Annotated in this window: 27 protein-coding genes; 13 read left to right on the top strand and 14 right to left on the bottom strand. The window is 65.9% G+C overall.

From position 1 onward, the window contains the following. Positions 1 to 3 precede the first annotated feature (3 nt). Both rhaM and CJ014_RS27560 read right to left on the bottom strand, forming a co-directional pair. Positions 4 to 318: an L-rhamnose mutarotase gene (gene rhaM / locus CJ014_RS13320; RefSeq protein WP_100080975.1), complete on the bottom strand. Its 315-nt coding sequence runs from the start codon at positions 316 to 318 to the stop codon at positions 4 to 6. A 142-nt stretch (positions 319 to 460) separates the two neighbouring features. Next, positions 461 to 715, bottom strand: coding sequence for a hypothetical protein (locus tag CJ014_RS27560; protein WP_133121852.1), 255 nt, complete (start codon positions 713 to 715; stop codon positions 461 to 463). Here CJ014_RS27560 and CJ014_RS13315 point away from each other — a divergent pair. From CJ014_RS13315 to CJ014_RS13280, 8 genes are all read left to right on the top strand, one after another. Continuing rightward, positions 714 to 1,982 carry an L-rhamnose isomerase gene (locus CJ014_RS13315; RefSeq protein WP_100080974.1) on the top strand — a complete coding sequence of 423 codons (1,269 nt, stop codon included), beginning with the start codon at positions 714 to 716 and terminating at the stop codon, positions 1,980 to 1,982. The two genes, CJ014_RS27560 and CJ014_RS13315, sit on opposite strands and share 2 nt — an antisense overlap. A 6-nt stretch (positions 1,983 to 1,988) precedes the next feature. After that, a complete protein-coding gene (gene rhaD / locus CJ014_RS13310) occupies positions 1,989 to 2,846 on the top strand; it encodes a rhamnulose-1-phosphate aldolase (RefSeq protein WP_100080973.1) in 858 nt (285 codons plus the stop codon). Between the two features lie 78 nt (positions 2,847 to 2,924). Beyond that, positions 2,925 to 3,737 carry a DeoR/GlpR family DNA-binding transcription regulator gene (locus CJ014_RS13305; protein WP_100080972.1) on the top strand — a complete coding sequence of 271 codons (813 nt, stop codon included), beginning with the start codon at positions 2,925 to 2,927 and terminating at the stop codon, positions 3,735 to 3,737. A gap of 52 nt (positions 3,738 to 3,789) precedes the next feature. Then, the gene (gene rhaS / locus CJ014_RS13300) at positions 3,790 to 4,785 is read left to right on the top strand and encodes a rhamnose ABC transporter substrate-binding protein (protein WP_100080971.1); all 996 of its coding nucleotides are present in this window, start codon (positions 3,790 to 3,792) and stop codon (positions 4,783 to 4,785) included. Positions 4,786 to 5,239: 454 nt separating this feature from the next. Further along, on the top strand, positions 5,240 to 6,772 hold the full coding sequence (locus tag CJ014_RS13295; RefSeq protein ID WP_100080970.1) for a sugar ABC transporter ATP-binding protein: 1,533 nt from the start codon (positions 5,240 to 5,242) through the stop codon (positions 6,770 to 6,772). A gap of 55 nt (positions 6,773 to 6,827) precedes the next feature. Further along, positions 6,828 to 7,808, top strand: coding sequence for an ABC transporter permease (locus CJ014_RS13290; protein ID WP_100081118.1), 981 nt, complete (start codon positions 6,828 to 6,830; stop codon positions 7,806 to 7,808). Beyond that, positions 7,805 to 8,812: an ABC transporter permease gene (locus CJ014_RS13285; RefSeq protein WP_100080969.1), complete on the top strand. Its 1,008-nt coding sequence runs from the start codon at positions 7,805 to 7,807 to the stop codon at positions 8,810 to 8,812. Before CJ014_RS13290 ends, CJ014_RS13285 begins: the two co-directional genes overlap by 4 nt. A 27-nt stretch (positions 8,813 to 8,839) precedes the next feature. After that, on the top strand, positions 8,840 to 10,210 hold the full coding sequence (locus CJ014_RS13280) for an FGGY-family carbohydrate kinase (protein ID WP_100080968.1): 1,371 nt from the start codon (positions 8,840 to 8,842) through the stop codon (positions 10,208 to 10,210). Here the strand turns inward: CJ014_RS13280 and CJ014_RS13275 are convergent. Both CJ014_RS13275 and CJ014_RS13270 read right to left on the bottom strand, forming a co-directional pair. Beyond that, positions 10,186 to 11,577 (bottom strand): sensor histidine kinase, encoded by a 1,392-nt coding sequence (locus CJ014_RS13275; protein ID WP_133121851.1) that lies wholly within the window; start codon positions 11,575 to 11,577, stop codon positions 10,186 to 10,188. The genes CJ014_RS13280 and CJ014_RS13275 overlap by 25 nt on opposite strands. A 57-nt stretch (positions 11,578 to 11,634) precedes the next feature. Further along, on the bottom strand, positions 11,635 to 12,435 hold the full coding sequence (locus tag CJ014_RS13270) for a response regulator (protein WP_100080966.1): 801 nt from the start codon (positions 12,433 to 12,435) through the stop codon (positions 11,635 to 11,637). A gap of 225 nt (positions 12,436 to 12,660) precedes the next feature. On the opposite strand from CJ014_RS13270, the gene CJ014_RS13265 reads away from it, so the two are divergent. Both CJ014_RS13265 and CJ014_RS13260 read left to right on the top strand, forming a co-directional pair. Continuing rightward, on the top strand, positions 12,661 to 12,870 hold the full coding sequence (locus CJ014_RS13265; RefSeq protein ID WP_100080965.1) for a NepR family anti-sigma factor: 210 nt from the start codon (positions 12,661 to 12,663) through the stop codon (positions 12,868 to 12,870). After that, entirely contained in the window at positions 12,867 to 13,370 is a 504-nt protein-coding gene (locus CJ014_RS13260; RefSeq protein WP_100080964.1) for a sigma-70 family RNA polymerase sigma factor, read from the top strand. Before CJ014_RS13265 ends, CJ014_RS13260 begins: the two co-directional genes overlap by 4 nt. A 59-nt stretch (positions 13,371 to 13,429) precedes the next feature. Here CJ014_RS13260 and CJ014_RS13255 read toward each other — a convergent pair whose 3' ends face one another. Continuing rightward, on the bottom strand, positions 13,430 to 14,551 hold the full coding sequence (locus CJ014_RS13255; protein WP_165790839.1) for an AI-2E family transporter: 1,122 nt from the start codon (positions 14,549 to 14,551) through the stop codon (positions 13,430 to 13,432). A gap of 366 nt (positions 14,552 to 14,917) precedes the next feature. Between CJ014_RS13255 and CJ014_RS13250 the strand changes: the two genes are divergently transcribed. Both CJ014_RS13250 and CJ014_RS13245 read left to right on the top strand, forming a co-directional pair. Further along, the gene (locus CJ014_RS13250) at positions 14,918 to 15,307 is read left to right on the top strand and encodes a hypothetical protein (protein ID WP_133121850.1); all 390 of its coding nucleotides are present in this window, start codon (positions 14,918 to 14,920) and stop codon (positions 15,305 to 15,307) included. After that, on the top strand, positions 15,304 to 15,702 hold the full coding sequence (locus tag CJ014_RS13245; RefSeq protein WP_100080961.1) for a phage holin family protein: 399 nt from the start codon (positions 15,304 to 15,306) through the stop codon (positions 15,700 to 15,702). The genes CJ014_RS13250 and CJ014_RS13245 overlap by 4 nt, the downstream gene beginning before the upstream one ends. Positions 15,703 to 15,716: 14 nt before the next feature. Here the strand turns inward: CJ014_RS13245 and CJ014_RS13240 are convergent, their stop codons facing one another. The 4 genes from CJ014_RS13240 to CJ014_RS13225 all read right to left on the bottom strand — a co-directional run bounded on the left by CJ014_RS13240 (position 15,717) and on the right by CJ014_RS13225 (position 19,005). Then, on the bottom strand, positions 15,717 to 16,772 hold the full coding sequence (locus CJ014_RS13240) for a sensor histidine kinase (RefSeq protein WP_207765746.1): 1,056 nt from the start codon (positions 16,770 to 16,772) through the stop codon (positions 15,717 to 15,719). Position 16,773: 1 nt separating this feature from the next. Further along, positions 16,774 to 17,187, bottom strand: a complete 414-nt coding sequence (locus tag CJ014_RS13235) for a response regulator (RefSeq protein WP_100081116.1) — start codon at positions 17,185 to 17,187, stop codon at positions 16,774 to 16,776. A gap of 29 nt (positions 17,188 to 17,216) precedes the next feature. After that, on the bottom strand, positions 17,217 to 18,725 hold the full coding sequence (locus tag CJ014_RS13230) for a sensor histidine kinase (protein WP_100080960.1): 1,509 nt from the start codon (positions 18,723 to 18,725) through the stop codon (positions 17,217 to 17,219). 118 nt (positions 18,726 to 18,843) lie between these two features. Then, the gene (locus CJ014_RS13225; RefSeq protein WP_100081115.1) at positions 18,844 to 19,005 is read right to left on the bottom strand and encodes a DUF1328 domain-containing protein; all 162 of its coding nucleotides are present in this window, start codon (positions 19,003 to 19,005) and stop codon (positions 18,844 to 18,846) included. A 429-nt stretch (positions 19,006 to 19,434) separates the two neighbouring features. Here CJ014_RS13225 and CJ014_RS13220 point away from each other — a divergent pair, with 429 nt between their 5' ends. Next, the gene (locus tag CJ014_RS13220; RefSeq protein WP_100080959.1) at positions 19,435 to 20,511 is read left to right on the top strand and encodes a zinc-binding metallopeptidase family protein; all 1,077 of its coding nucleotides are present in this window, start codon (positions 19,435 to 19,437) and stop codon (positions 20,509 to 20,511) included. 69 nt (positions 20,512 to 20,580) lie between these two features. On the opposite strand, the gene CJ014_RS13215 is transcribed toward CJ014_RS13220, so the two are convergent. The 5 genes from CJ014_RS13215 to CJ014_RS13200 all read right to left on the bottom strand — a co-directional run bounded on the left by CJ014_RS13215 (position 20,581) and on the right by CJ014_RS13200 (position 23,165). Then, on the bottom strand, positions 20,581 to 20,799 hold the full coding sequence (locus CJ014_RS13215; RefSeq protein ID WP_100080958.1) for a hypothetical protein: 219 nt from the start codon (positions 20,797 to 20,799) through the stop codon (positions 20,581 to 20,583). 94 nt (positions 20,800 to 20,893) lie between these two features. Next, positions 20,894 to 21,040 carry a hypothetical protein gene (locus CJ014_RS27855; protein ID WP_165790838.1) on the bottom strand — a complete coding sequence of 49 codons (147 nt, stop codon included), beginning with the start codon at positions 21,038 to 21,040 and terminating at the stop codon, positions 20,894 to 20,896. Between the two features lie 349 nt (positions 21,041 to 21,389). After that, positions 21,390 to 22,226, bottom strand: a complete 837-nt coding sequence (locus CJ014_RS13210; protein WP_100080957.1) for an FTR1 family iron permease — start codon at positions 22,224 to 22,226, stop codon at positions 21,390 to 21,392. Positions 22,227 to 22,264: 38 nt separating this feature from the next. Further along, on the bottom strand, positions 22,265 to 22,573 hold the full coding sequence (locus tag CJ014_RS13205) for a cupredoxin domain-containing protein (protein ID WP_245427342.1): 309 nt from the start codon (positions 22,571 to 22,573) through the stop codon (positions 22,265 to 22,267). Between the two features lie 52 nt (positions 22,574 to 22,625). Continuing rightward, complete coding sequence (locus CJ014_RS13200) at positions 22,626 to 23,165, bottom strand: iron transporter (protein ID WP_100080955.1); 540 nt, start codon at positions 23,163 to 23,165, stop codon at positions 22,626 to 22,628. Between the last annotated feature and the right edge of the window lie 162 nt (positions 23,166 to 23,327).

The following is a 23,327-nucleotide window of genomic DNA, read 5'->3' as shown; positions in this document are numbered from 1 at the left end:
CGGTCAGGCGAGGAAGAACACCTCGCGGAGATCCGCCGACTTCGGGCTGTTGTCCGGGTTCGACGGCATGACGTCGGCCATGTATTTCCACCATTTCTGGCAGACGTCGGTCGAGGCCACCGCATCCCAGCGCTCTTCCGACTCGATCTCGACGGTGGCGAACAGCGTCGACGTGCTCGGCTCGAGATAGATGGCGTAGTTGTGGGCGCCGTGCGCCTTGAGAACGGCCGACAGCTCCGGCCAGATCTCGTCGTGGCGGCGCTTGTATTCCGCGTGGGCGTCCGGATTGACCCACATGACGAAGGCTTTCCTGATCATGCTGCTTCCTCCCCTGCCGGCCCGATGCCGCGGCCGGCGCCGTTGCGGCAAATCATATTCGGTCCCGTCCGATCACGCCCAGTGGGATGATTACGCAAACCCAATCATTTTCAATCGCACCTCGAACGTTTGATCGCTTGTGCTAATTTCCCCAGGGCCGAATAGAACTTTTGGCGATAAGCATTTTTACGCCGATCCGTAAAGAAAAATCAATTTCTTCCAGCCTTTTCAAGCATAAGACCGTCTTTCCAATGACAGACAGGATAGGCCGATCGGAGGTGTGGCGCAGGCTACGGATATGATCGTACTTGATCGTTAGTGATGGAATATGATTGATAGTGGCAGCGCCATAAAGCGGCGCTGGCAGCGGAGCCAATGGGAGGAAACCGCCGGTCATGTCCGAACAATCGCAGATCACCAAAGCCTACGAACTTGCCCGCGAGCATTTCTCCCGCGACGGCATCGACACCGAGGCCGTCCTCGGCAAGCTCGACACCATTCCCGTATCCATGCACTGCTGGCAGGGCGACGACGTCAAGGGGTTCGAGAATCCCGATGGCGAGCTCACCGGCGGCATCCAGGTCTCCGGCAACTATCCCGGCCGGGCCCGCACCCCCGACCAGTTGCGCGCCGACCTCGACAAGGCGATGTCGCTGATCCCCGGCGCCAAGCGGCTCAACCTGCACGCCCTCTACCTCGAGGCCGACCGCAAGGTGGAGCGCGACGCCATCGAGCCGAAGCATTTCCAGCGCTGGGTGGACTGGGCGAAGGAGCGCGGCCTCGGCCTCGACTTCAATCCGTCCTGCTTCTCGCACCCGAAGAGCGCCGACAACCGCACGCTCAGCCATCCCGACGCCGGCATCCGCCAGTTCTGGATCGACCACTGCAAGGCCAGCCGCAAGGTGTCCGAGCATTTCGGCCGCTCGCTCGGCACCGCCTCGGTGATGAACATCTGGATCCCCGACGGCTCCAAGGACTATCCCTTCGACCGCTACGGGCCGCGCGAGATCCTGAAGGCCGCCCTCGACGAGGTGATCGCCGAGAAGATCTCCAAGGAGTTCCACTACGACGCCGTCGAGAGCAAGCTGTTCGGCATCGGCGCCGAGGCCTACACCGTCGGCTCCAACGAGTTCTACCTCGGCTACGCGGCGACGCGCGGCACCATGCTCTGCCTCGACGCCGGCCACTTCCACCCGACCGAGGTGGTGTCCGACAAGCTCTCGGCCGTCTTCCAGTATGTCGACCGCGTGCTGCTGCACGTGTCGCGGCCGATGCGCTGGGACAGCGACCACGTCGTGCTGTTCGACGACGAGTTGCAGGCGATCGCCAACGAGCTGGTGCGCGGCGGCACGCTCGACCGTACCGCCATCGGCCTCGACTATTTCGATGCCTCGATCAACCGCATCGCCGCCTGGGTGATTGGCATGCGCAACATGCGCAAGGCGCTGTTGAAAGCCATGCTGGAGCCGGCGGCCAAGCTCAAGGCGGCCGAGACGTCCGGCGACTACGCGCTGCGGATGGCGCTGTTCGAGGAACACAAGACGAGCCCCTGGGCGGCCGTCTGGGATCACTATTGCCAAAGCCGGAACGTGCCGGTCGGCGCCGCCTGGTTCGACGTCGTCAAGGCCTATGAACGCGACGTGCTCGCCAAGCGGGAGTCCTGAGCCACTATGACTGCGAATATGATCGATGCCTGGTTCGTCAAGGCGATGGTGAAGGCCACGACGGACTGCTGGGACAAGGGCTGGGACGAGCGCAACGGCGGCAACATCAGCCTGCGTCTCACCGACGACGACATCGCGCCCTATCTTGCGGGCATCCGCGAGCCGCGCCGCGTGCCGATGACCGAGCCGCTGCCGGCCATCGCCGGCCAGAGCTATATCGTCACCGGTACCGGCAAGTTCTTCCGCAACGTCCAGCTGGACCCCGAGAACAATCTCGGCGTCGTGCGGGTCGGCGCCGACGGCAGCTTCATCGAAGTGCTGTGGGGCTATCGTGACGGCGGTGGCCCGACCTCGGAATTCTCCAGCCACTTCAAGGGCCACATCGCCCGGCAGACCGCCACCAACGGCGCCGACCGCGTCGTGCTGCACTGCCACGCCACCAACCTGATCGCGCTCACCTACGTGCTCGACTGGAGCGACGCCAACGTGACGCGCGCCCTCTGGGAAGGCTCCACCGAATGCCTGGTGGTGTTCCCCGACGGCGTCGGCACCATGCCCTGGCTGGTGCCGGGCACCGACCAGATGGGCGACGCCACCGCCAGGCTGCTGGCGAAAAGGCCGCTGGTGCTGTGGCCGTTCCACGGCGTGTTCGGCGTCGGCCCGACGCTCGACGACGCCTTCGGCCTGATCGACACCGCCGAGAAGGCGGCCGAGATCCTGGTGAAGGTGCTGTCGATGGGCGGCCCGCGCCAGACCATGACGACGCAGGACCTGATCGACCTCGCCGCCCGCTTCAAGGTGGTGCCGCAGCCCGAGGCCGTCGCGCTCGACGGCTGGAAGCTGGCCGGCCCCAAGACCGTCTGATTTCCCGCGCCGGCGCTTGCCCCCGCGGCGCCGGCGCGCCATCGTCCCTGCCCCACATCCCGGAGCCGAGACCGAGCCATGCACGAACGCGAACGCCACCGCATCATCCTGTCCGCCGTCCAGGAGCGTCCGATCCTGACGGTGCAGGACATCGTCGAGCTGACCGACGCCTCCGAGGCGACGATCCGCCGCGACATCAGCGCGCTGGCGCTCCAGAACCGGCTGAAGAAGGTGCGCGGCGGCGCCGAGGCCTTGCATCCGCCGCAGATCGGCGTGCTGGCCGCCCGGTCGTTCCGCGCCGACGAGACGGTCAACTCAGCGCAGAAGCGCGCCATCGCCCGCGAGGCGGTGAAGCTCTGCCACGACGGCGAAGCCATCACCATCAACGGCGGCACCACCACCTTTCCGATGGTGCATTACCTCGCGCAGATGCGCCTGCAGGTGATGACCAACTCGTTTCCGATCGCCGAGCACCTGATCAAGCATTCGAAATGCACGGTGATGCTGCCGGCCGGCGCCGTCTATCGCGAGCAGAACATCATCCTGTCGCCCTTCGACAGCGACGGCACCGGCCATTTCTATGCCCGCCGCTTCTTCATGGGCGCCCGCGGCGTGTCGCCGCTCGGCATCATGGAATCGGACTCGCTGATCATCCAGTCCGAGCAGCGGCTGATGCGCCAGGCCGACGAACTCGTCGTCCTGGTCGACAGCTCCAAATTCAAGACACGGTCCAGCCTGATCCTCTGCCCGCTCGAACGGGTGAGCACGATCATCACGGACGACGGCATCGACGAGCGCGACCGCCGGATGGTGGAAGCCTCCGGCATCGAGCTGATCGTCGCGTCCACGGACCGGCAAGAGGACATCCAGCAATCCCCGACCGTCGCCTAGAAGAGGAATGAGGCGGAGGTCGACGGAAGGTCGCAACGGGAGGAGACCCCAAATGACCCTGTTCAAGAAACTGATCGTTACCACGGCCGCCGCCATCGCCCTGATGGCCGGCCCGGCCAGCGCCGACAACCTCAAGATCGCCATCGTGGCCAAGACGCTCGGCAACGGCTTCTTCGACGCCGCCCACAAGGGCGCCCAGGAAGCGGCCAAGGAGCTCGGCGACGTCGACATCATCTACACCGGCCCGACCACCTCGACCGCCGAGGCGCAGATCGACGTCGTCAACTCGCTGATCGCCCAGAAGGTCGACGCCATCGCCATCTCCGCCAACGACAAGGACGCCCTGGTGCCGGCCCTCAAGAAGGCCATGCAGCGCGGCATCACCGTCATCTCCTGGGATTCGGGCGTGGCGCCGGAAGGCCGCCAGGTGCACCTCAACCCGTCGTCCAACCCGCTGATCGGCAACATGTGCGTCAAGCTGGCCTCCGACGGCCTCGGCTCGGAGAAGGGCGACGTCGCCATCCTCTCGGCCGCCTCGACGGCGACCAACCAGAACATCTGGATCGAGGAGATGAAGAAGGTCCTGCCCGACTATCCGAACGTCAACCTCGTCGACACGGTCTACGGCGACGACCTCGCCGACAAGTCCTATCGCGAGACGCAGGGCCTGATCGCCAAGTATCCCAACCTCAAGGCGATCATCGCACCGACGTCGGTCGGCATCGTCGCCGCCGCCCAGGCCGTGGAAGACGCCGGCAAGGTCGGCCAGATCAACGTCACCGGCCTCGGCCTGCCGTCGGAGATGGCCGGCCACGTCAAGGCCGGCTCGACCAAGTCCTTCGCCATCTGGAATCCGATCGACCTCGGCTATTCGGCGACCTACATCGCCTACGAGCTGAAGACCGGCAAGGCCGAAGCCAAGCCGGACGCCGAGATTTCCATCGGCCGCATGGGCAAGATCAAGCTCGACGCCAACAACGAGGCGGCGATGGCCGACCCGTTCGTCTACGACGCCGGCAACGTCGAGGAATTCGCCAAGATCTTCTGATCCGGCGTGAAATCTCCGGGCCCGGCTCCGGCCGGGTCCGGCACTCGACGAGAGCATCGTGCGGAAAAGCGGGAACCGGTTTTCCGCCAAAACGGTGCGACGACAAGGAACTGGAGCGGAAGCTCGCGTTCGCCAGATCGCATGCCGCTCCAGCTCGAGACCAGGCCCCTTCTCCCTGTCCCTCCCCCAGCAAGGGCGAGGGGACGCGGTTGCCACCGACCGGAGCTCCCTCCTCCCGGCTTCCGACGTCCAGTCCGACGCGCACCCTCCAGCGCGCTTTCAGGATCATGGCAGGGTTCCCTCCCCTGTTGTCGGGAGGGACAGGGAGAGGGGGTCGTTCCGCCGATCCGATCCAAGCCGGCCATCGTTCCGGCGAGATCGCCGCCGCGACGGCAACCATCCGATCGCCGCCCCGACCCTTCGGGCCACAAGCCTCCAGCAGCGAAAAGCGCCGATGAACGTCATGCTTGCAACGGACACACCCACGACAGAGCCCATCCTGAAGATGACGGGCATCTCCAAGACCTTCCCCGGCGTCAAGGCGCTGTCCGACGTGGCGCTCGAGCTCCGCCCCGGCCACGTCACCGCGCTGATCGGCGAGAACGGCGCCGGCAAGTCGACGCTGGTCAAGATCCTCACCGGCATCTACCAGCCGGACGGCGGCTCCATCCTGATCGACGGCAAGGAGGTCACCCTTCCGACCGCCGACGCGGCGCAGGAACTCGGCATCACCGCCATCCACCAGGAGACGGTGCTGTTCGACGAACTGACGGTGGCCGAGAACATCTACATCGGCCATCAGCCGCGCAACCGCTACGGCCTGATCGACTGGACGGCCATGCATGCGCGCGCCGCCGCCATCCTGCACGGCATCGACGCGCCGATTTCGACGCGCACCCGCCTCAAGGATCTTTCCATCGCCCAGCGGCATCTGGTGGCGATCGCCCGCGCGCTGTCCATCGACGCCCGCATCGTCATCATGGACGAGCCGACCGCCGCCCTCTCCTACAAGGAGGTGGAGGAGCTGTTCGCCATCATCGACCGGCTGAAGAAGGCCGGCAAGGCGATCCTGTTCATCAGCCACAAGTTCGAGGAAGTTTGGCAGATCTGCGAGTATTTCGCCGTGTTCCGCGACGGCCGCCAGGTCGGCGCCGGCCGGCTCGACGAGGTGTCGCACAACGACCTCGTCAAGCTGATGGTCGGCCGCGACGTGACGCAGGCCTTCCCCAAGCTCAAGGCCGACATCGGCGAGGTGGTGCTGAAGGTCGACGGCTACTGCCATCCCACCGAGTTCGACCAGGTGTCGCTGGAGCTCAGGCGCGGCGAGATCCTCGGCCTCTACGGCCTGGTCGGCGCCGGCCGCTCGGAATTCTGCCAGGCGCTGTTCGGCGTCACCCGGCCGTCGGCCGGCACGGTGACGCTGTCCGGCAAGCCGCTGGCCGTGCGCTCGCCGTCCGACGCCATCGACGCCGGCATCGTCTACGTGCCGGAGGAGCGCGGCCGCCACGGCGCCATCACCGCCATGTCGATCGTCTCCAACATCTCGCTGCCGTCGCTGAAGGTGACCAGCCGCAAGAACTTCCTGCGCATGGCCGAGGAATTCGATCTCGCCCGCAAATACGCCGAACGCCTCGACCTCCGCGCCGCCTCGCTCAGCCAGCCGGTCGGCACGCTGTCGGGCGGCAACCAGCAGAAGGTGGTGATCGGCAAGTGGCTGGCGACCCTGCCCAAGGTGATCATCCTCGACGAGCCGACCAAGGGCATCGACATCGGCTCCAAGGCCGCCGTGCACGCCTTCATGAGCCAGCTCGCCGTCGAGGGCCTCGCAGTGATTATGGTGTCGAGCGAGATCCCGGAGATCCTCGGCATGAGCGACCGCGTCATCGTCATGCGCGAAGGCCGGATGGCCGGCACCTTCGAGCGCGAGGGTCTGACGCCGGAAGCGCTGGTGCGCGCCGCAACCGGCAACAAGGAGGCCGCCGCGTGACCTGCCGCCCCGTCCGCCCCGCAATCCCCGCCCCGGAGCTTTTCCGATGAATACCATCCGCAGCCTTCTCGCGCGGCGCGAAGCGCTCCTGGTGCTGGCCTGCCTCCTGCTGCTCGTCGCCATCACCGCCCGCTTCCCCGCCTTCTCGACGCCGCGCAATCTCGCCGGCGTCTTCAACGACACCTCGATCCTGATCATGATGGCGCTCGGCCAGTCGGCGGTGATCCTGACCAAGTCGATCGACCTCTCCGTCGCCGCCAACGTGGCGCTGACCGGCATGACGGTGGCCATGCTGAACCACCTCGTGCCCGGCCTGCCGCTCGTCGTGCTGATCCTGATCGCCTTGGGCATGGGCATGCTGCTCGGCGCCATCAACGGCTTCCTGGTCTGGTGGCTCGACATTCCGGCGATCGTGGTGACGCTCGGCACCATGACCATCTTCCGCGGCCTCGCCTTCGTCGAATCCGGCGGCGCCTGGGTCAACGCCCACGAGATGTCGCCGGCCTTCCTGGAACTGCCGCGCACGCTGATCCTCGGCCTGCCCGTGCTCTCTTGGGTCGGCATCCTTGCCATCGTGCTCGCCGTGCTGCTGTTCACCCGCACCGGCGTCGGCCGCGCCTTCTACGCCACCGGCGGCAACGCCGTCGCCGCCGTCTACACCGGCATCGACGTCGGCAAGACGCGCTTCCTCGCCTTCGTGCTGTCGGGCACCATCTCGGGTCTCTGCGGCTATCTCTGGGTGTCGCGCTACGCCGTCGCCTATGTCGACGTCGCCTCGGGCTTCGAACTCGACACCATCGCCGCCTGCGTCATCGGCGGCGTCTCGACCATCGGCGGCGTCGGCACGGTCGGCGGCGTCGTGCTGGGGGCGCTGTTCCTCGGCATCATCAAGAACGCGCTGCCGGTGATCGGCATCTCGCCCTTCTGGCAGATGGCCATTTCGGGCGCCATCATCATCGCCGCCGTCGTCATCAATGCCCGCGGCGAACGCGTCAAGGGCCGGATCATCCTCCGCCGCAAGGAACTTCCGCTATGAGCGATCAATCCGCCATCCTTTCGCCGCGCCACATTCCCGACCGCCTCGACGGACCGTTCAAGCGGGCGCTGAAGAGCTGGGAGACGCTGCTGCTCGCCGTGGCGATCGCCATCGCCATCGCCAACTCGCTGGCCTCGCCCTATTTCCTCGATCCCTGGAACCTGTCGGACGCCACGTTCAACTTCACGGAAAAGGCCATCATCGCGCTGGCCATGACCTTCGTGATCGTCACCGGCGAGATCGACCTCTCGGTGGCCTCGATCATCGCGCTGGCCTCGACGGCGATGGGCGCCGCCGCCGAAGCGGGAGCCGGCACGCCGCTGCTGCTGCTGATCGGCCTCGGCACCGGCCTTTGCTGCGGCCTGTTCAACGGCTTCCTGGTGGCAAGGCTCGGCCTGCCGGCCATCGTCGCCACCATCGGCACCATGAGCCTTTACCGCGGCATCGCCTACGTCGTGCTCGGCGACCAGGTCTACAAGAACTATCCGGCCGACTTCGCCGTGTTCGGCCAGGGCTACGCCTTCTGGATCTTCTCGATCGAGTTCGTCACCTTCCTCGTTCTGGCGCTGATCGCCGGCGTGGTGCTGCACAAGACGATCTTCGGCCGGCAGGTCTACGCCGTCGGCAACAACGCGCTGGCCGCCAGCTTCTCCGGCGTCAAGGTGCGGCGCATCAAGTTCATCGTCTTCCTGATGACCGGCGTCGCCGCCGGCCTCGCCTCGGTGATGCTGACCTCGCGCCTCGGCTCGACCCGGCCGTCGATCGCCGTCGGCTGGGAGCTCGACGCGGTGACCATGGCGGTGCTCGGCGGCGTCGGCATCAACGGCGGCACCGGTAACATCCTCGGCGTCGTCATCGCCGCCTTCGTGATGGGCCTCGTCACCTTCGGCCTCGGCCTGCTGAACGTGCCCGGCATCGTCATGAGCATCTTCATGGGCCTGATGCTGATCCTGGTGATCGCCCTGCCGCTCGTCGTGCAGCGGATCAACAACCGCCGCCGCTGAGCCACTTCGAGGATAAGGGAAAAGGCAATGTCGACGACGCCGAGGTTCATCGCGGTTCTCGATGTGGGCAAGACCAACGTCAAGCTGGTGGTCCACGACCTCGAGACCGGCGGCGACGTGTTCGTCCGCACGCGGCCCAACGCCGTCGTCGACGCGCCGCCCTACCCCCACTACGACGTCGAGGGCATGTGGGCGTTCTTTCTCGACACGCTGAAGGAGGCGGCGGCGGTCCAGCGGATCGATGCCCTCTCCTTCACCACCCATGGCGCCACCTTCGTCCTGCTGGCCGGCGACCGACTGGCGTTGCCGATCCTCGACTACGAGTTCCTCGGTCCCGACGCCCTCGACGACGCCTACGCCGTCGCGCGGCCGCCGTTCGCCGAGAGCTTCACGCCGCGCCTGCCCGGTGGCCTCAACGCCGGCGCCCAGCTTTACTGGCAGGCCCGCGCCTTCCCGGACGCCTTCGCCAGGGCGACGGCCATCGTCCCCTACCCGCAATACTGGGCCTTCCGCTTCACCGGCGTGCTGGCGAGCGAGCCGACGTCTCTCGGCGTGCACACCGATCTCTGGGCACCGGAAAGGCGCGCCTTCTCGTCCTTCGCCAACGCCGAGGGCTGGAACCGGCTGTTCGCGCCGCTCAGGTCGGCCTTCGACCGGCTCGGCACGGTGACGGCCGACATCGCCGCCCGCACCGGCCTGTCCCCCGACACGCCTGTCTATTGCGGCATCCACGATTCCAACGCCTCGCTGCTGCCGCATCTTCTCAGCAGGAAGCCGCCGTTCACGGTGCTTTCCACCGGCACATGGGTGATTATTTTCGCCGTCGGCGGCAGCGCCTCGGCGCTCGATGCCGGCCGCGACGGGCTCTGCAACGTCGATGCCTTCGGCAACCCGGTGCCGTCGTCGCGCTTCATGGGCGGCCGGGAATTCGACCTGTTGACGGAAGGCCACGCCCAAAAGCCGACCGCCGCGGACGTCCGCGCCGTCGTCGACGGCGGCGTCATGCTGCGGCCGACCTTCGTGCCCGGCTGCGGCCCGTTCCCGGACGAAACGGGAAGCTGGAGCGTCGAGCCGGCCTCGCTTCCCGCCGGCGTGCGCACCGCCGCCGTCAGTCTCTACCTGGCGCTGGTGGCGCGCGCCGCCATGGCGGTGGCCGGCACCGCCGGACCGATCGTCGTCGAAGGGCCATTCGGCCGCGACACGCTGTTCGCCGAAGCGCTGCAGCGCCTGACGGGCCGGCCGGTGCTGATCGCCGCGGGGACCACCGGCACGTCGACCGGCGCCGCCATGCTGGCGCTCGGTCCCGAGGGGCGTCCCAATCTTCCGCCCGACCGACCGGTCGGCGGCGCCTACGACCTCTCCGGCCTCGAAGACTACGCGGGCCGCTGGATGAGATGAAGCTGCGGGCCGATCCGCCCCCTTACCCCGTAGGCAAAGCCGGCATCCGAGATGCCGAGCGTCGTCACCTCGCCGCCGAGGACGACGGGCAAGACGGTGCGCAGAAGACGCTGGCCGAAGCCGCTGACCTTGATCGAAGACGTCCCGAACATTCGCCAATCGAGGCGAAAGCCGCCATCCGGCAGCAAGGCCCAGGACACCAGCACCCGTTCGGGCGGCTGTTCGGCGGCGGCGGCCGCGGCGACCAGTTCGTGGGCACCGAGCATCACGTTCTGCGCCACGTCGGGGCCGAGCAGGACGCGCGGCCCGTCGATTTCCACCCGGATCGCCATGGTGCCCTCGACATCGGCCCAGGCACGCGTCACCACCTCGTCCAGCGGGATGCCGCGCCATCCGTTCTGCACCAACAACTCGTGGGCGGCCGACAATGCCAGCAGGCGGCTGCCGAACGGCGCCAGGAAGGCGGCGGCCTCCGGGCTGCCCTCGACGCTCTGGCGGGCGATGCCCTGCACCACGGCCAGAAGGTTCTTGGACCGGTGCGTGAGCTCGCGCAGGATGTCGCGCATCTCGCGCTCGTGCTCCTTGTAGCGCGAAATGTCGATGGCCGCCGCCAGGATGCCGCCAACCGAGCCGTCCGTCCTCAGCGGCTCGATGAAGCCCTCGAACCAGCGCTGGCGGCCGCCGAGCGTCAGCGAAATCTCGAAGCGCTCCGCCTTGCTGCCGGCGAGCACGCGCCGGCCGATATTCATGAACTCGGCGGCCTCGGCGGGCAGCAGCAGCTCTGCCGGCTGACGGCCCAGGATATCGTCCTCGGTGAGCGGCTCGGGCGGATTGTGCACCCAGGTGAAGACGAGGTCGGCATCGAGTTCCAGGACGGAGATGTCGGAGCCCTCCAGCGCCACCTCGAACCGGTGCCGCACCGTTTCCAATTCGGCGGTTCGCCAGGCGACCCGGCTTTCGAGGTCGCGGTTGAGATCGCTGAGTTGAGCGATCAGCTTCCTGTTCGCCTCCTGCCCCTCCATAAGCAACGCATTGGCCTCGTTGGCCTCCTGACGCGTCGGCTGGCCGATCAGCCGCGGAATCATCGGCCAGACGGCGATGCCGACGACGAAGGCGATGACCGCCGTCACCATTTCGACCAGGATGAAGATTCCTCCGCCGGTCGACTCGGACAGCATCTGGCCGATGGTGCCGATCGCCAGCGCCAGCACGAAGACGCAGAGCAGCGCCGAGGTGCCCACAAGCCCGCCGTTGCGGTGACGCATGCGAACAAGATACGTCACGAGGCCGGCCGACACCGAGGCGCAGGCAGCCACGGTTATGACTCTCGCCAGCGTCTCAACGGTCTCAAGGTCATCGGGCTGCACCTTGCCCTCCGCGTCAGCCGGACGACGTTCGGGACGTTCGTCTGGATCGTCCAGCCGTCAAACGTTGTCCTTCAGTCGCAGCGACGCGACCTTGTCGAAGAACAGCGCCTGAGAGATCACCGCCTTCACCATCTCCTCGCGGAACGGCTTGGCGATCAGGAACGTCGGCTCGGGTCGCTCGCCCGTCAGCAGCGATTCAGGGTAAGCCGTGATGAAGATGACCGGTACCTCGAAACTGGTCAGGATGTCGTTGACGGCGTCGAGCCCCGAGGAACCGTCGGCGAGACGGATGTCCGCGAGGATGAGGCCGGGGCGCTCGCTGTTGGCCATGGCGACCGCTTCGTCGCGGGTGCGCGCATTGCCGACCACTGTGTGGCCTAGGCCCTCGACCAGCCCTTCGAGATCCATGGCGATCAGCGGCTCGTCCTCGATGATGAGGACGCGCGAGGCGACCTGTTCGCCGATCTGGCGCGCCGCCTCCGACAACAGGGCCGAGAAGGCTTCCGGCCCGACGTCGAGGATGCGCGACGCATCGAAGGGAGAGAAGCCTTCCATGGCCGTCAGCAGGAAGGCTTGCCGCGGCAGCGGCGTGATGGCGTCGAGGCGGCGATCGGCAGCCGGGCGATCGTCCTCTTCCATCCGCATGTAGTTCATCGGGTTGGCGTTCCACACCGAAGAGAACAATTTGTAGACGCCAAGACGTGGATCGAGCGACCTGTCGAAGCCATCGGGATCGGCCACCAGATGCTCCAACATGGCCACGACATGGCTGTCACCACTCGCCTGGCTGCCACTCAGGGCTCGCGCATAGCGGCGAAGAAGGGGAAGCTGCGGCGCGATCAGGGACGTGAGAGACATGAGAAGCCTTTCCAACGCTTAAACGAGCAATAAACTACAGAGTGCTATCCTGCGTGAAAACGCCGGAAAAGATGGCCGGTTCCCTTTCTATCCGATTCTTTTTAAGAAGCGATCGGAACCGGAATTCACGACCGGCGTTCACGCAACAAGATGTTATCTGCCGCCCCTGCCCGCGAGATCGTCGATAGAACGGTCGTCTTGTAGTCTCGTCCTGAAAGAGCCGCCATGTCAGATAAAAAAGAAACGTCAGAGCATCCCGCCCTGGAGCCACCGATCCAGGCCCATCTCGGCGATCAGTTGAAGAAACTCTACGGCTCCATCTTGTCCGAGCCCATTCCCGAGAAGCTTACCATGCTGCTCGACCAACTCGAAAAGGCCGAACGAAAGGAGCGGGAAGGCCTGTCGGGGACCGTCGATGGGAGTGGCGATCGATGACAGCCGTTGCGGCCTTCAAATCCGCCCTTCTGGCAGAGCTTCCGTCGTTGCGCGCTTTCGCCATCTCTCTGTCCGGCAGCCATGACCACGCCGACGATCTCGTGCAGGAAACGGTGATGAAGGCTTGGGGCGCCCACGCCAGTTTCATCCCGGGGACAAGCCTCAGGGCCTGGCTGTTCACCATCATGCGCAACACCTATTTCAGCCAGTACCGCAAGGCCCGCCGCGAAGTTCAGGACAGCGACGGCGAAGCGGCGGCCCGCCTGGTCTCGGCGCCGGCCCAGGATGGCCATCTCGACCTGGCCGATTTCCGCACGGCGCTTGACAAGCTGCCGGACGACCAGCGCGAAGCGCTCATTCTGGTGGGAGCGTCCGGCTTTTCCTGCGAAGAGGCCGCCGAGATCTGCGGCTGCGCCGTCGGCACCATCAAGAGCCGCGTCAACCGGGCGCGCCAGAAGCTGCTGCAACTGATGGCGATCCAGAGCGCCGCCGATCTCTGATCCTCCCTTTTCCGTAGGCATCCGGCCGGCGCGCGACTGCGCCGGCCTTTTTATGCGACTTACGATGGCAGCGACGCCCGGTTCTCGACCTTGAATTCGCTGCGGATGGTGCGGGCGATCAACAGCATGGGCACCGCCAGAACGGCGCCGATAGCGCCCCACATCCACGTCCAGAAAATGATCGACACGAAGACGAGGAAGGGGTTGATCTCGAAGCGGCGCCCCAGGACCGCGGGAACGACCGCATTCTCGCAGATGAGATGCACCGTCATGAAGGCGCCGACCGGCCACAGAACGGCCAGCATGCCGTAATCGAGCAGCAGACCGCCCGAGGCGATGGCCAGCGACACGACGGCCGGCCCGAGGAACGGCACGAAGCTCATAGCAAAGGCGAACAGACCCCAAAGCACCGGCGCCGGCAGACCGGCCGCCATGGCGATCAGGCCGGTGGCGAGGCCGACGCCGGCATAGATGACCGACGTCGTTCCGAAATAATGGGTCAGCGAGGCTTCCGTCGCGTTGAAGATGCGGATGGCGGCCAGCCGTTCCTCGCGACCGACAAAGGCGAGAATCGACTGCCGCCTGAGCTGCGCCCGGCCGGCGACGTAAAACACCAGGGTGGCGAGAAAGATCAGGAACTCGCCGAAGGCCGGCGTCAGCCCGCCGAGAAAGCTGGCCACCACGCCGAGGTCCAGCGATCCCAGCATCTTCTCCAGGCTGGCAACGCCGCCGTCGGGCAGCGAGTTGCCGCCGGTCAGGCGCGCCTGCAGCGTGGTGAAGGGCGCCAGCAGGTCGCCGAAGGCCGCGGCGAGACGCGGCAACACCTGCGGCAACCGCTCGACCAGCGCCGAGATCGGCTCGGCGATCGCCTCGATCAGCAGGAACATGCCGACGCCCAGCACGGCGGTCAGCGCCAGGCCGGCCACCATCGGCGGGATGCCGATGCGTTGGCCGCGGTCGCCCGCGTGAGCGACGACGCTGCCGACGATGATCGCCGCCACCATGGGCACCACCATGGAGGCGGCGGCATGCAGGGCCACAAGCAGCGCCAGCACGAACAACCCGATGGTCGACAGCTCGGTGAGCGTTCGGCGGGTCTCGGACCACCTGTTGCCCTCCTGCACGGCCCGCTCCTCCGGTAGCTGCCGGTCGAAGGGCGTCCGACGAACGATGTATCTCAAGGAAGCCCCTCCGTCGCATGAGTGCCGCATCGTGAGGAACGCGGCGAAATACTTCCCCCACCAATGCGCCAGCGGCGCTCCGGTTCCTTGCAACCGTTCCGAATGCGGCGGAACCCGACGCGAAGTCGGACGTTGTTGAAGCAGACGCCCGTCGGGAATGGACGGGCTTTCGTCAATGCCCCGGCCCGCCCGGATTCCGGACGCATGCGAGAAGAAAGGACGAAGCCGATGCCGCCTCTCGAGCCCCCCGCCAGCAAGATTGGTTCCGATACTTCCGAAAAGATCAGGAAAGACACGGCTTCCGCAGCTTCCGCCGCCAAGGCGGCCATCGCCGATACGGCGGATACGATCGAAAAGGACCTCGGTATGTCTGAAACGTCAGGCGCTCGCACCGTTGCCGACAACGCGGCCAAGATAAAGAAGGATCTCGGCGCTGCCGGCAGCGACCTCGCCGGCAAGGCCGGCGACGTGGCCGTGGCCGCCCAGGAAGCGCTGGGCGAGATGCGGCGGATCATCGATCAATTCGCCGCCAAGACCGGCGTCACGGCGTCCGAGGCGCTCGACACGGTCAAGGCGACCGGCGCCGAGACGGCCGATCATCTCGGCGCGGCGCTGAGCGGCGCCAGCACCCTTGGCAAGGAAGGCCTCGACGGCGTGGCCGAGGCGGTCGCCAAGCGGCCGATGACGGCGCTGGGCATTGCCCTCGGCGTCGGTCTCCTGGTCGGCCTCGCCTCGCGCAGCGGGCCGCGCGCATGAACGTCGCGCGGCTTTTCGGCGTCGATGTACCTCATCTCAAGCGGCGCGGCGGCCTTGCGGCCGTCGCCGCGGCGATCGCCATCGTCACGGCGGTACTGGCTGTGGGCTTCGCCGCTTTTGCCGGCCATATCGCGCTTTCCCGCCGCTTCGACCCGGAGATCGCAGCGCTGATCGTGGCAGGATCGCTGCTGCTGATCGCGCTGATCGCCCTGGTGATCGCCCGGCTGGTGCTGAACAAGGCGCAACGCGAGATGAAGGCGGCCATATCGTCGAGCGCCGCCGTGGCCTTCGCGCCGACCGCGCTGTCGCTGGCGTCCCGCCATACCCGCCTCGCGGCTGTGGTTGCCGCCGTCGGCGTCGGGTTCTGGCTGGCCCGCAACGCCACCCGACGCTGAGGCCGGCCAGGGAATCAGCCGGCCGGAAACTCGATGCAGACGAAGGTGCCGGGATTGAGCTGGGAATAGGAAATCTCGGCGTCGAGATTGCGCGCCATCGCCCGCAATACCTTCGAGCCGATGCCGGTTCCCTGGGCCGGGCCGGTTCCGTCCCAGCCTATGCCGTCGTCCTCGACGCAGATTTGCAGCCGCCCGTTGTCCAGCCTGCTGGAACGGACGCGGATCTCGCCGCTGGTATCCTCGGGGTAGGCGTATTTGAACGCGTTGGTCACCAGTTCGCCGACCATGACGCCAAGCGTGACCGCCTTGTCGGTCGGCAGCGATATCGGGATGAGTTCGGTCTTGACCATGCGCAGGGCACCGTTGCCGGCCAGGGAGGCCGCCAGCTCGCCGACGAGATGGTTGAGATAGGCGCCGATATCCACCTCGCCGATGTTGTCGGAGGTGTAGAGGTGGCGGTGCACGCCGGCAACCGCCGAAATTCGGCTCTGGGTCTCCTCGAGAGCATGGCGGGCATGCGGATCGCTGACCGCGGCGGCCTGCATGCGGACCATGGCGGCGACGAGGCCCAGCGAATTGGCGACGCGATGATTGACTTCCTTCAGCAGCATCTCGGCGCGGTCCCGCGCCTCCCGGATCAACTGCTGGTCGCGCACCCGCGCGCTCTTGAGCCGCCAGCGCTCGAAGGCCTGCTCGAGGGCGGCGACCAGAAGGTCGAAGAATTCCTCCGACGTATCCTTGATCACATAATCGTCGGCCCCCTGCTTGAGGGCCTCTATGGCCAGCCGGGCATCCATCGAGCCGGTGACATAGACGACCGGCGGGCGGGCGCCGCGCGGCCCCATGCGGGCGAGGATGTCGAGCCCGGTCTCGGCGGCCAGCGTGTGGTCGAGGGCGACGATGTCGACGCCGCCCTCGGCGATGAGCTTCAGCGCCTCGTCGCCGGTCGTGACGTGCACCGTCTCGTGGCCACGCCGGGCCAGAGCCTTGCGGACCAACACGGCAAGGGCGACATCGTCCTCGACGTGCAGAACCTTGATGGACTCCTTGAGATCGGTTCCATATGGCAATTCAATCTAGCTCCGGAATCTGCATCACGGACAGGAACAGGCCGAGCTGACGGATGGCGTTGGCAAAACTCTCGTAATTCAGAGGCTTGGTGATGTAAACATTGGCGCCGAGATCGTAGCAGCGCTGGATCTCGCGCACGTCGTCGGTGGTAGTGAGGACGATCACCGGCGTGCGCCGCGTATGCTCGTTGGCCTTGAGGCGGGCGAGGATGTCGATGCCGGTCATGTCGGGCAGGTTGAGGTCGAGCAGAACCAGCGAGGGCCGGCCGACGGCGGCCTGTCCCGAGCCGTCGGCTCCCAACAGATAGGTGATGGCGCTGGTGCCGTTGCGGAACGAGATGATTTCGTTGGTGACGCCGGCGCGGCGGATGTTCTTCTCGATGAGCCGGGCGTGACCTTCGTCATCCTCGATCATGATGATGGCTACGGGCTTGGGTTCTTTGCTCACGTTTCGTTTCTCCCCATACGCAGTACTAGGTCACGGGCGATTGTCACGATGAAGGTCGTCCCTGTCTCGCCGTCGCTTCTCACGCTCACGTCGCCGCCGAGACGGCGGGAGAGCATGCGCGTGTGGGCAAGGCCGATGCCTTCTCCCGGCTTGTCCTGGATGCCCGCACGGCGAAACAACTCGAAGATGCGCTCGAAATCCGCTTCGGCGATGCCACGGCCATTGTCCTCGACCTCGAATACCGCCGATCCGCGCTCGAGCCGGCCACGAACGGCGATCTGCCCCGGCCGCCCATCCTTGAGATATTTGGTGGCATTGTCGAGCAGGTTGGTGAAGATTTGCTGCAAGGCGGACCTGTCGGAAACGACATCCGGCAGGCGCCCCTCGATCCGCACCTCCGCCCCCGCCTCATCGAAACGCTGGCGAATCGAGTCGATGCACTCCGAGACCAAGCCTTGCATGTCCAGGGGCACCGGTTCAAGCACCCGGCGGCCGGCGCGAGACAGCTTCAGGATTTCGTTGATGAGGCCGTCCATGCGCTTCATCGACGAATGGATGAACCCGAGCGCCTCGGGAATATCCTCGTCGACGGCCAGCAGGGCGTCGGCCCGGTCCGGATTCTCGTCGTCGCCGTCGACCTTCCGCACATAGGTGGTGAGCCGCTCGGTCGCCGACTCGAGCTCCGACGTGAAGCCCATGATGTTGACGAGCGGCGCCCTGAGATCGTGGCTGACGATATAGGCGTAGCGTTGCAACTCGTCGTTGGTGCGCATCACCGCCTCGGTGCGCTCGCGGACCCGCGACTCCAGCTCCTGGTTATTCTCGATGAGTTCCTGCCGCGCCTCGTCGATCTGCTTGATATGGCGGATCATCACCATGGTGGCGCCAGCCGTCAGCACGACGATCATGGCGACGCCGAGGGTGATCATGGTGGTGAGCATGAAGGCGGCGTCGCGCATGGCGGCGGCGCGGGCAACGCGCACCGAGGCGGCGATATCGCGGATGACCGCCCCCTTCTGGCGGATCTGGTCCATCAGCACGCGGCCCTGGTCGGAGGCGAGGACGAGCCGCAGCTGGTCGAGATGTCCCGCCCGGAATTCGGCAAGGTTGCGTCCGACGAGGTCCATCTTGGTCTGACCGAGCTTGATCAGCTCTTCCACCGGTTCGGGCGCGATGGCCCTGCCCTCGTCGACTTCCGCGGCGCGCAGACGAAGATCGGCCGAATCCTCGGTGAATTGACCGAGCGCCTTCTCATACGGTTCGAGGTAGGTCGGGTTGCTGGTGATGATGTAGCCGCGTTGGGCGGTTTCGGCGTCGACCAGGTCGGAGATGAACTCCAGCACCAGCCGGTCGACCCGGGCCGCCCGCAAGGCTTCGGTGGCGTGCACCTGGGAACGGGAAGAAAAAATGAAGGCGGCCGAGACGATCATCAACAGGACGACCGCCCCGCCCGCCAGGAGCAGGAGATTATAGCCGACGAACCGGCCGCCACCCAATCTCAGCATCTCCCGGTTTCCCCCCGCTCGCCCTGACACACCCTACGCATTCTGCCTGCGAACCGGGAAACTGCAAGTTTCATCCTGTCAAACGCTCCTTCATGGGGCGAGAGCCCGGCGGGTGTCATCAGGCGTGGAGCAGCTGGAAGACAAAGCTCACCACGAACAGGATGAGGAACAGGCCGAACAGGACCCGCGCAATACCCGCCGAAGCCGCGGCAATACCGGAAAAGCCGAAGACGGCGGCGATCAGGGCGACGACAAGAAAGACGAGAGACCAGTAAAGCATGACAAAAAACTCCATTTAATGCGTTTCGGATTGGACAACGCCGGATCACCGGGACGGTTCCCCCCGGAGCCGGCTTGCCTCCGAAATTGTCACAAGAAAACAGTCGTCCGGCGACTTCGGAACCGACGAGACGATGGAGCGTTGTAATCGTCGAAAGCCCACGGACGAGGGACCGGTCCCGGACGGGCCTTCGTTCTCATCAGCAATGGAGCAGGCACCATGCGAAGCATCCTTCTCTGGTTTCTCGGCGTTCCGATTCCCATCATCATCCTGATCGCCCTTCTCTACCGCTGACGTCGGCATTCGGACCGGACGGCGCGCCGCTCCCCGACGACAGACATCTTCGCTGCCGGTCCTGCCCTCAGGACCGGCGGCTTTTTGCCGACAGGCCCCTGCCAGCCCCTGGCGAAATCCCGAGGGAGAAAATCGATGCGGCTTTTTTCCTGCGACAATTGCGGCAACACCGTCCATTTCGACAATGGCGCCTGCGTGTCCTGCAGCAGACGGCTCGGCTATCTTCCGGCCAGCGCGAGCATGACGTCCCTCGAGCCCTCGGGAGACGGCTGGACCTCGCCGGCGCTCGGACAGGCCTTTGCCTTTTGCCTCAATGCCGAGGTGGGCGCCTGCAACTGGCTGCTGCCGGCCGAGCGGGCGGGCGAGCTCTGTCCGGCCTGCCGGCACAATCGCACCATTCCCGCGCTCAGCGACGACAAGGCGATCGACGCCTTCCGGCGCGTGGTGTCGGCCGAGCGGCACCTGTTCTATTCGCTTCTCGCCTGGCGCCTGCCGATACCCGACAAGACTGAGGACGCCGAGGCCGGCCTGGCCTTCGATTTTCTCGCCGACGAAATCGGGCCGGACGGCGCCGTCGTGCCGGTGATGACCGGGCATGCCGACGGCGTCATCACCCTGTCGATCGCCGAGGCCGACGACGCGGCGCGCGAGAAGCGCCGGGTCGGCCTCGGAGAGCCCTACCGGACGCTTCTCGGCCATTTCCGGCACGAGATCGGCCACTATTACTGGGACCGGCTGGTGCGCGACGGCGGCCGCCTCGACGCCTTCCGGGAGCTGTTCGGCGACGAGCGGCAGGACTATACCGAGGCGCTGGAGCGAAACTATCGCGACGGGCCGCCGGCCGACTGGCAGAACCGGTTCGTCAGTTCCTATGCGGCCTGCCACCCCTGGGAGGATTTCGCGGAAACCTTCGCCCACTACGTCCACATGGTCGATGCGCTCGAAACGGCCCATGCCCTCGGCCTGGCGATTTCGCCGCGGGTGGCAGCGCCCGAACAACTCGATCTCGAGGTCGATTTCGCGCCTTATCGCCAGAAGGACTTCTCGGCGCTGGCCAACGCCTGGCCGCCGCTCACCGTGGCCATCAACGAGATCAATCGATCGCTCGGCCAGCGGGACTTCTATCCCTTCGTCCTCTCGGCGGAAATTCTGTCCAAGCTGGAATTCGTGCACGCGCTCGTCGGGCTGGGCGATCATCGCCAGACGAGCTGACGCCATGCATGAAAAAGCCCGGCTTCTTTCAAAGCCGGGCTTATAACCGAAGGCTGCAGGACACTTGGACTATCTCCCGATTTTCCGTTCGCGCGTCGACCGGCGGGGGACAATCTCGGCCGCCGGAACCCGGCGTCCGCCGGCAGCCAGGGCCGCCACCAGCAGGATCACCGCCGCGATAAGCGGCGCCAGCGCCAGAAACTGGGCGGCCAGCGCCGTCACTTCGGGACCGGTCACTACCGGCAGACTGGAAAGGGCGGACTGCTCAACGAGGGCAAGGGTGGACATTGGCTTGATCCTCTCTTTCGCTCCGACCGGGCCGCGAGGCGGACGGGCGGTGCCGATTGCAGGCAGGGACCGTCGGGACCGGCGTTACCGCCGGCTATTTCCCTTCGACTGACACGCCGTTTTCGCCGATCGAAATCTCGACACCGTCCGGCTGTTTCTTCTCTTCGTAGAGCTGATAGCCGAGCACGCCGACGCCGGCGGCGAGCAGAACAATGACGGCAACAAGAATCTGACGGTTCATGACGTCTCCCCAAGCTGATGCCGGATCGAATACACCGGCGTGACAGGCGAAGTTCGGTGAACATCCGATCTTCGCTAGGGAAACACGTCCAACGACCTGTTGGTTCCCTTCGGCAGCAAATATTCGCCAGCTTTCGTAGCGAAGCGCGCTGGAACCGGGCTGGAGCGGCCGTCCGCCGGGCTCGTCGCCGAAGACGCATTAAGGTGGAAGCGGCGGAACGAAGGCACCGTCAGGCGGGCGTTTTCCGCCTTTCACGGACCCTGAAAATGCCGGCCATAAATGAAAACGGCCATCCCGGCGCTCCGAAAAGGGAACGCCGGGATGGCCGAGATCGCAGGGCCGTGCGCCGTCAGGCGGCGACCGGCGTCGTCCGCCGCTTCGGACGGTAGATCAGGAACAGCACCAAGACCCAGTAGCCGACGAAGACGATGAGCTCCATCAGGTTGGGCGTCGCCCGATAGCCGGTCAGCGCCGAGATGAAACCGCCCGTCGCATCGCCGTCGGAGAGCAGCCAGCCGCTATCCCACAGGCGGCGGGACAGGCGCGGCAGGATCTCCAGATCGATCAGGCCGTCGACGCCGGTCATCAGCAGAGCGCAGGCGAGGAACAGCAGCATGATTTCGGTAATGCGGAAGAACAGGCGCCAGGAAAGCACGCGGCTGCCGGCCTGCAGCAGGCCGTAGCTGAGCAGCGCCAGGGCAAAACCGAACAGGCCGGCGCCGATGCCGGACATGAGACCGCCGGCGGCGCCCGACGACAGGATGCCGTAAAGGAAGATCACCGTCTCGCTGCCCTCGCGGGCGACGGCCACCAGCGCCAATATGAAGACGCCCCACCAGGATTGGCGGTCGACAGCCGTGGAGAGCTGCGTCTCGAGGTCGCGCTTCATGGAGCGGCCGTGCTTGCGCATCCAGAACACCATCTGGAGGATCAGCGCGGCGGCGATCAGCACCACGGTCGTCGTGTAGGTGAGCTGCGCCTCCTCGGAAATGGCGTCGCCGAGCCCGACCAACAGGGCAGCCAGGACGCCGGCAAAGGCCAGGCCGGCGACGACGCCGCCCCACAGGAACATGCGGGCGCGGCCGGTGTCGCGCGTCTCGGCGCGCAGCCAGGCATCGAGAATGCCGATGACCAGCAGCGCCTCGACGCTTTCGCGCCAGACCACGAAGGCTATGGAGCCGAACATTGAATCAGACCTCGTCTTGGCCCGTCACGCCCGTCCGCTCACTTGGCGATCAGCACGGCGGGCGGCGCTTCCGGATGGAAGTCGTCGAAGAAGGAATATTCGCCCGGATCGAGATACTTGATCACCATGGAGGTGGTCACCCCCGGGCCGATCACCTTCTCCTTGCGGAGCGGCACGCTTTCGAATTCGGCCGGCGTCTTGCCGAGATTGACGAGCTGCAATTCGAAGCGGGTGTCGGCCGGCACTTCGATGCGGCTCGGCGTCATGGTGCCGTCGTTGAACTCGATGCGGAACACCGGATCGTCCTCGGCGGCGGCCGGTGCGGCCGCCGCGAGAACCACGAGCAGGCAGCCGGCGGCCTGGCAGAGCCGCCGCCGGTGCGTCGTGCTGGGGATTGGCTCAGTAGCCACCCTTCTTCCCCGTGCCGGCGAAGGTGAACTCGTAGTTCGTCTCGAAGGGCTCGAACCACGGGGCGACGCCGGTCTCCTCGTCGACGTGGCGGCCGAAGGCCATGTGGCCGGTGCCCGACGGCGGCGCGATGCGGAAGGTGAGCGTGTAGTTGCCCGGGCCGTCGAGCTTGATGTTGTCGCCGTAGTGCGGACCGTCGGAGGCGACCATGGACATGGCCGGGCCTTCGGCGACAGTCTTGCCTTCCTTGACCAGCTTGTAGGTGACTTCGAGGTTGGGCACCCAGTCGCCGTTGGCGAAGCCGTTGACGTTATCCTTGGTGGCGTGGATATCGGCCTCGAGGTGGATGTCGGCCTTCTCGGCGGCCAGCATCATGCCGGCCGGCTCCATCTCGATCGGCTGCAGGTAGACGGCCGCCACTTCCATGCCGCCGCCGAACTGCGGCTCGCCGATCGGATATTCGAGCGCGTAGGCGCTCGTCGCGAAGCCGAAGGCGGCCGAAGCCATGACCAATCCGCTCAGGATACGCATTTTAGTTGCCCCATTTTGCTAATGATTGTCAGGAGTATTTTCGATCGTGCGGACACGTCAACCGTGGGGAAACTCCTGATGGCCGAAGGTGGACCCGATTAACGCACTGATCTCGAACAGCTTTCCTATAGTTATGCACATTTCCGGCAAAAGATGAGGGAA

Origin of the sequence: Pleomorphomonas carboxyditropha, assembly GCF_002770725.1 — a bacterium.
Lineage (GTDB): Bacteria > Pseudomonadota > Alphaproteobacteria > Rhizobiales > Pleomorphomonadaceae > Pleomorphomonas > Pleomorphomonas carboxyditropha.
Note: the sequence above shows the minus strand (reverse complement) of the source record. Positions and strands in the feature narration are given on the sequence as shown.

Bases quoted from the DNA above. Each gene is read 5' to 3' on its own strand.
- rhaD (WP_100080973.1), top strand. From the start codon at position 1,989: ATGACTGCGAATATGATCGATGCCTGGTTCGTCAAGGCGATGGTGAAG.
- CJ014_RS13235 (WP_100081116.1), bottom strand. From the start codon at position 17,187: ATGATCGAGGATGACGAAGGTCACGCCCGGCTCATCGAGAAGAACATC.
- CJ014_RS13250 (WP_133121850.1), top strand. From the start codon at position 14,918: ATGTCTGAAACGTCAGGCGCTCGCACCGTTGCCGACAACGCGGCCAAG.
- CJ014_RS13295 (WP_100080970.1), top strand. From the start codon at position 5,240: ATGAACGTCATGCTTGCAACGGACACACCCACGACAGAGCCCATCCTG.
- CJ014_RS13260 (WP_100080964.1), top strand. From the start codon at position 12,867: ATGACAGCCGTTGCGGCCTTCAAATCCGCCCTTCTGGCAGAGCTTCCG.
- rhaM (WP_100080975.1), bottom strand. From the start codon at position 318: ATGATCAGGAAAGCCTTCGTCATGTGGGTCAATCCGGACGCCCACGCG.
- CJ014_RS13280 (WP_100080968.1), top strand. From the start codon at position 8,840: ATGTCGACGACGCCGAGGTTCATCGCGGTTCTCGATGTGGGCAAGACC.
- CJ014_RS13220 (WP_100080959.1), top strand. From the start codon at position 19,435: ATGCGGCTTTTTTCCTGCGACAATTGCGGCAACACCGTCCATTTCGAC.
- CJ014_RS13270 (WP_100080966.1), bottom strand. From the start codon at position 12,435: ATGTCTCTCACGTCCCTGATCGCGCCGCAGCTTCCCCTTCTTCGCCGC.
- CJ014_RS13285 (WP_100080969.1), top strand. From the start codon at position 7,805: ATGAGCGATCAATCCGCCATCCTTTCGCCGCGCCACATTCCCGACCGC.
- CJ014_RS13215 (WP_100080958.1), bottom strand. From the start codon at position 20,799: ATGTCCACCCTTGCCCTCGTTGAGCAGTCCGCCCTTTCCAGTCTGCCG.
- CJ014_RS27560 (WP_133121852.1), bottom strand. From the start codon at position 715: ATGACCGGCGGTTTCCTCCCATTGGCTCCGCTGCCAGCGCCGCTTTAT.
- CJ014_RS13210 (WP_100080957.1), bottom strand. From the start codon at position 22,226: ATGTTCGGCTCCATAGCCTTCGTGGTCTGGCGCGAAAGCGTCGAGGCG.
- CJ014_RS13265 (WP_100080965.1), top strand. From the start codon at position 12,661: ATGTCAGATAAAAAAGAAACGTCAGAGCATCCCGCCCTGGAGCCACCG.
- CJ014_RS13245 (WP_100080961.1), top strand. From the start codon at position 15,304: ATGAACGTCGCGCGGCTTTTCGGCGTCGATGTACCTCATCTCAAGCGG.
- CJ014_RS13315 (WP_100080974.1), top strand. From the start codon at position 714: ATGTCCGAACAATCGCAGATCACCAAAGCCTACGAACTTGCCCGCGAG.
- CJ014_RS13305 (WP_100080972.1), top strand. From the start codon at position 2,925: ATGCACGAACGCGAACGCCACCGCATCATCCTGTCCGCCGTCCAGGAG.
- CJ014_RS27855 (WP_165790838.1), bottom strand. From the start codon at position 21,040: ATGAACCGTCAGATTCTTGTTGCCGTCATTGTTCTGCTCGCCGCCGGC.
- CJ014_RS13200 (WP_100080955.1), bottom strand. From the start codon at position 23,165: ATGCGTATCCTGAGCGGATTGGTCATGGCTTCGGCCGCCTTCGGCTTC.
- rhaS (WP_100080971.1), top strand. From the start codon at position 3,790: ATGACCCTGTTCAAGAAACTGATCGTTACCACGGCCGCCGCCATCGCC.
- CJ014_RS13225 (WP_100081115.1), bottom strand. From the start codon at position 19,005: ATGCTTTACTGGTCTCTCGTCTTTCTTGTCGTCGCCCTGATCGCCGCC.
- CJ014_RS13230 (WP_100080960.1), bottom strand. From the start codon at position 18,725: ATGCTGAGATTGGGTGGCGGCCGGTTCGTCGGCTATAATCTCCTGCTC.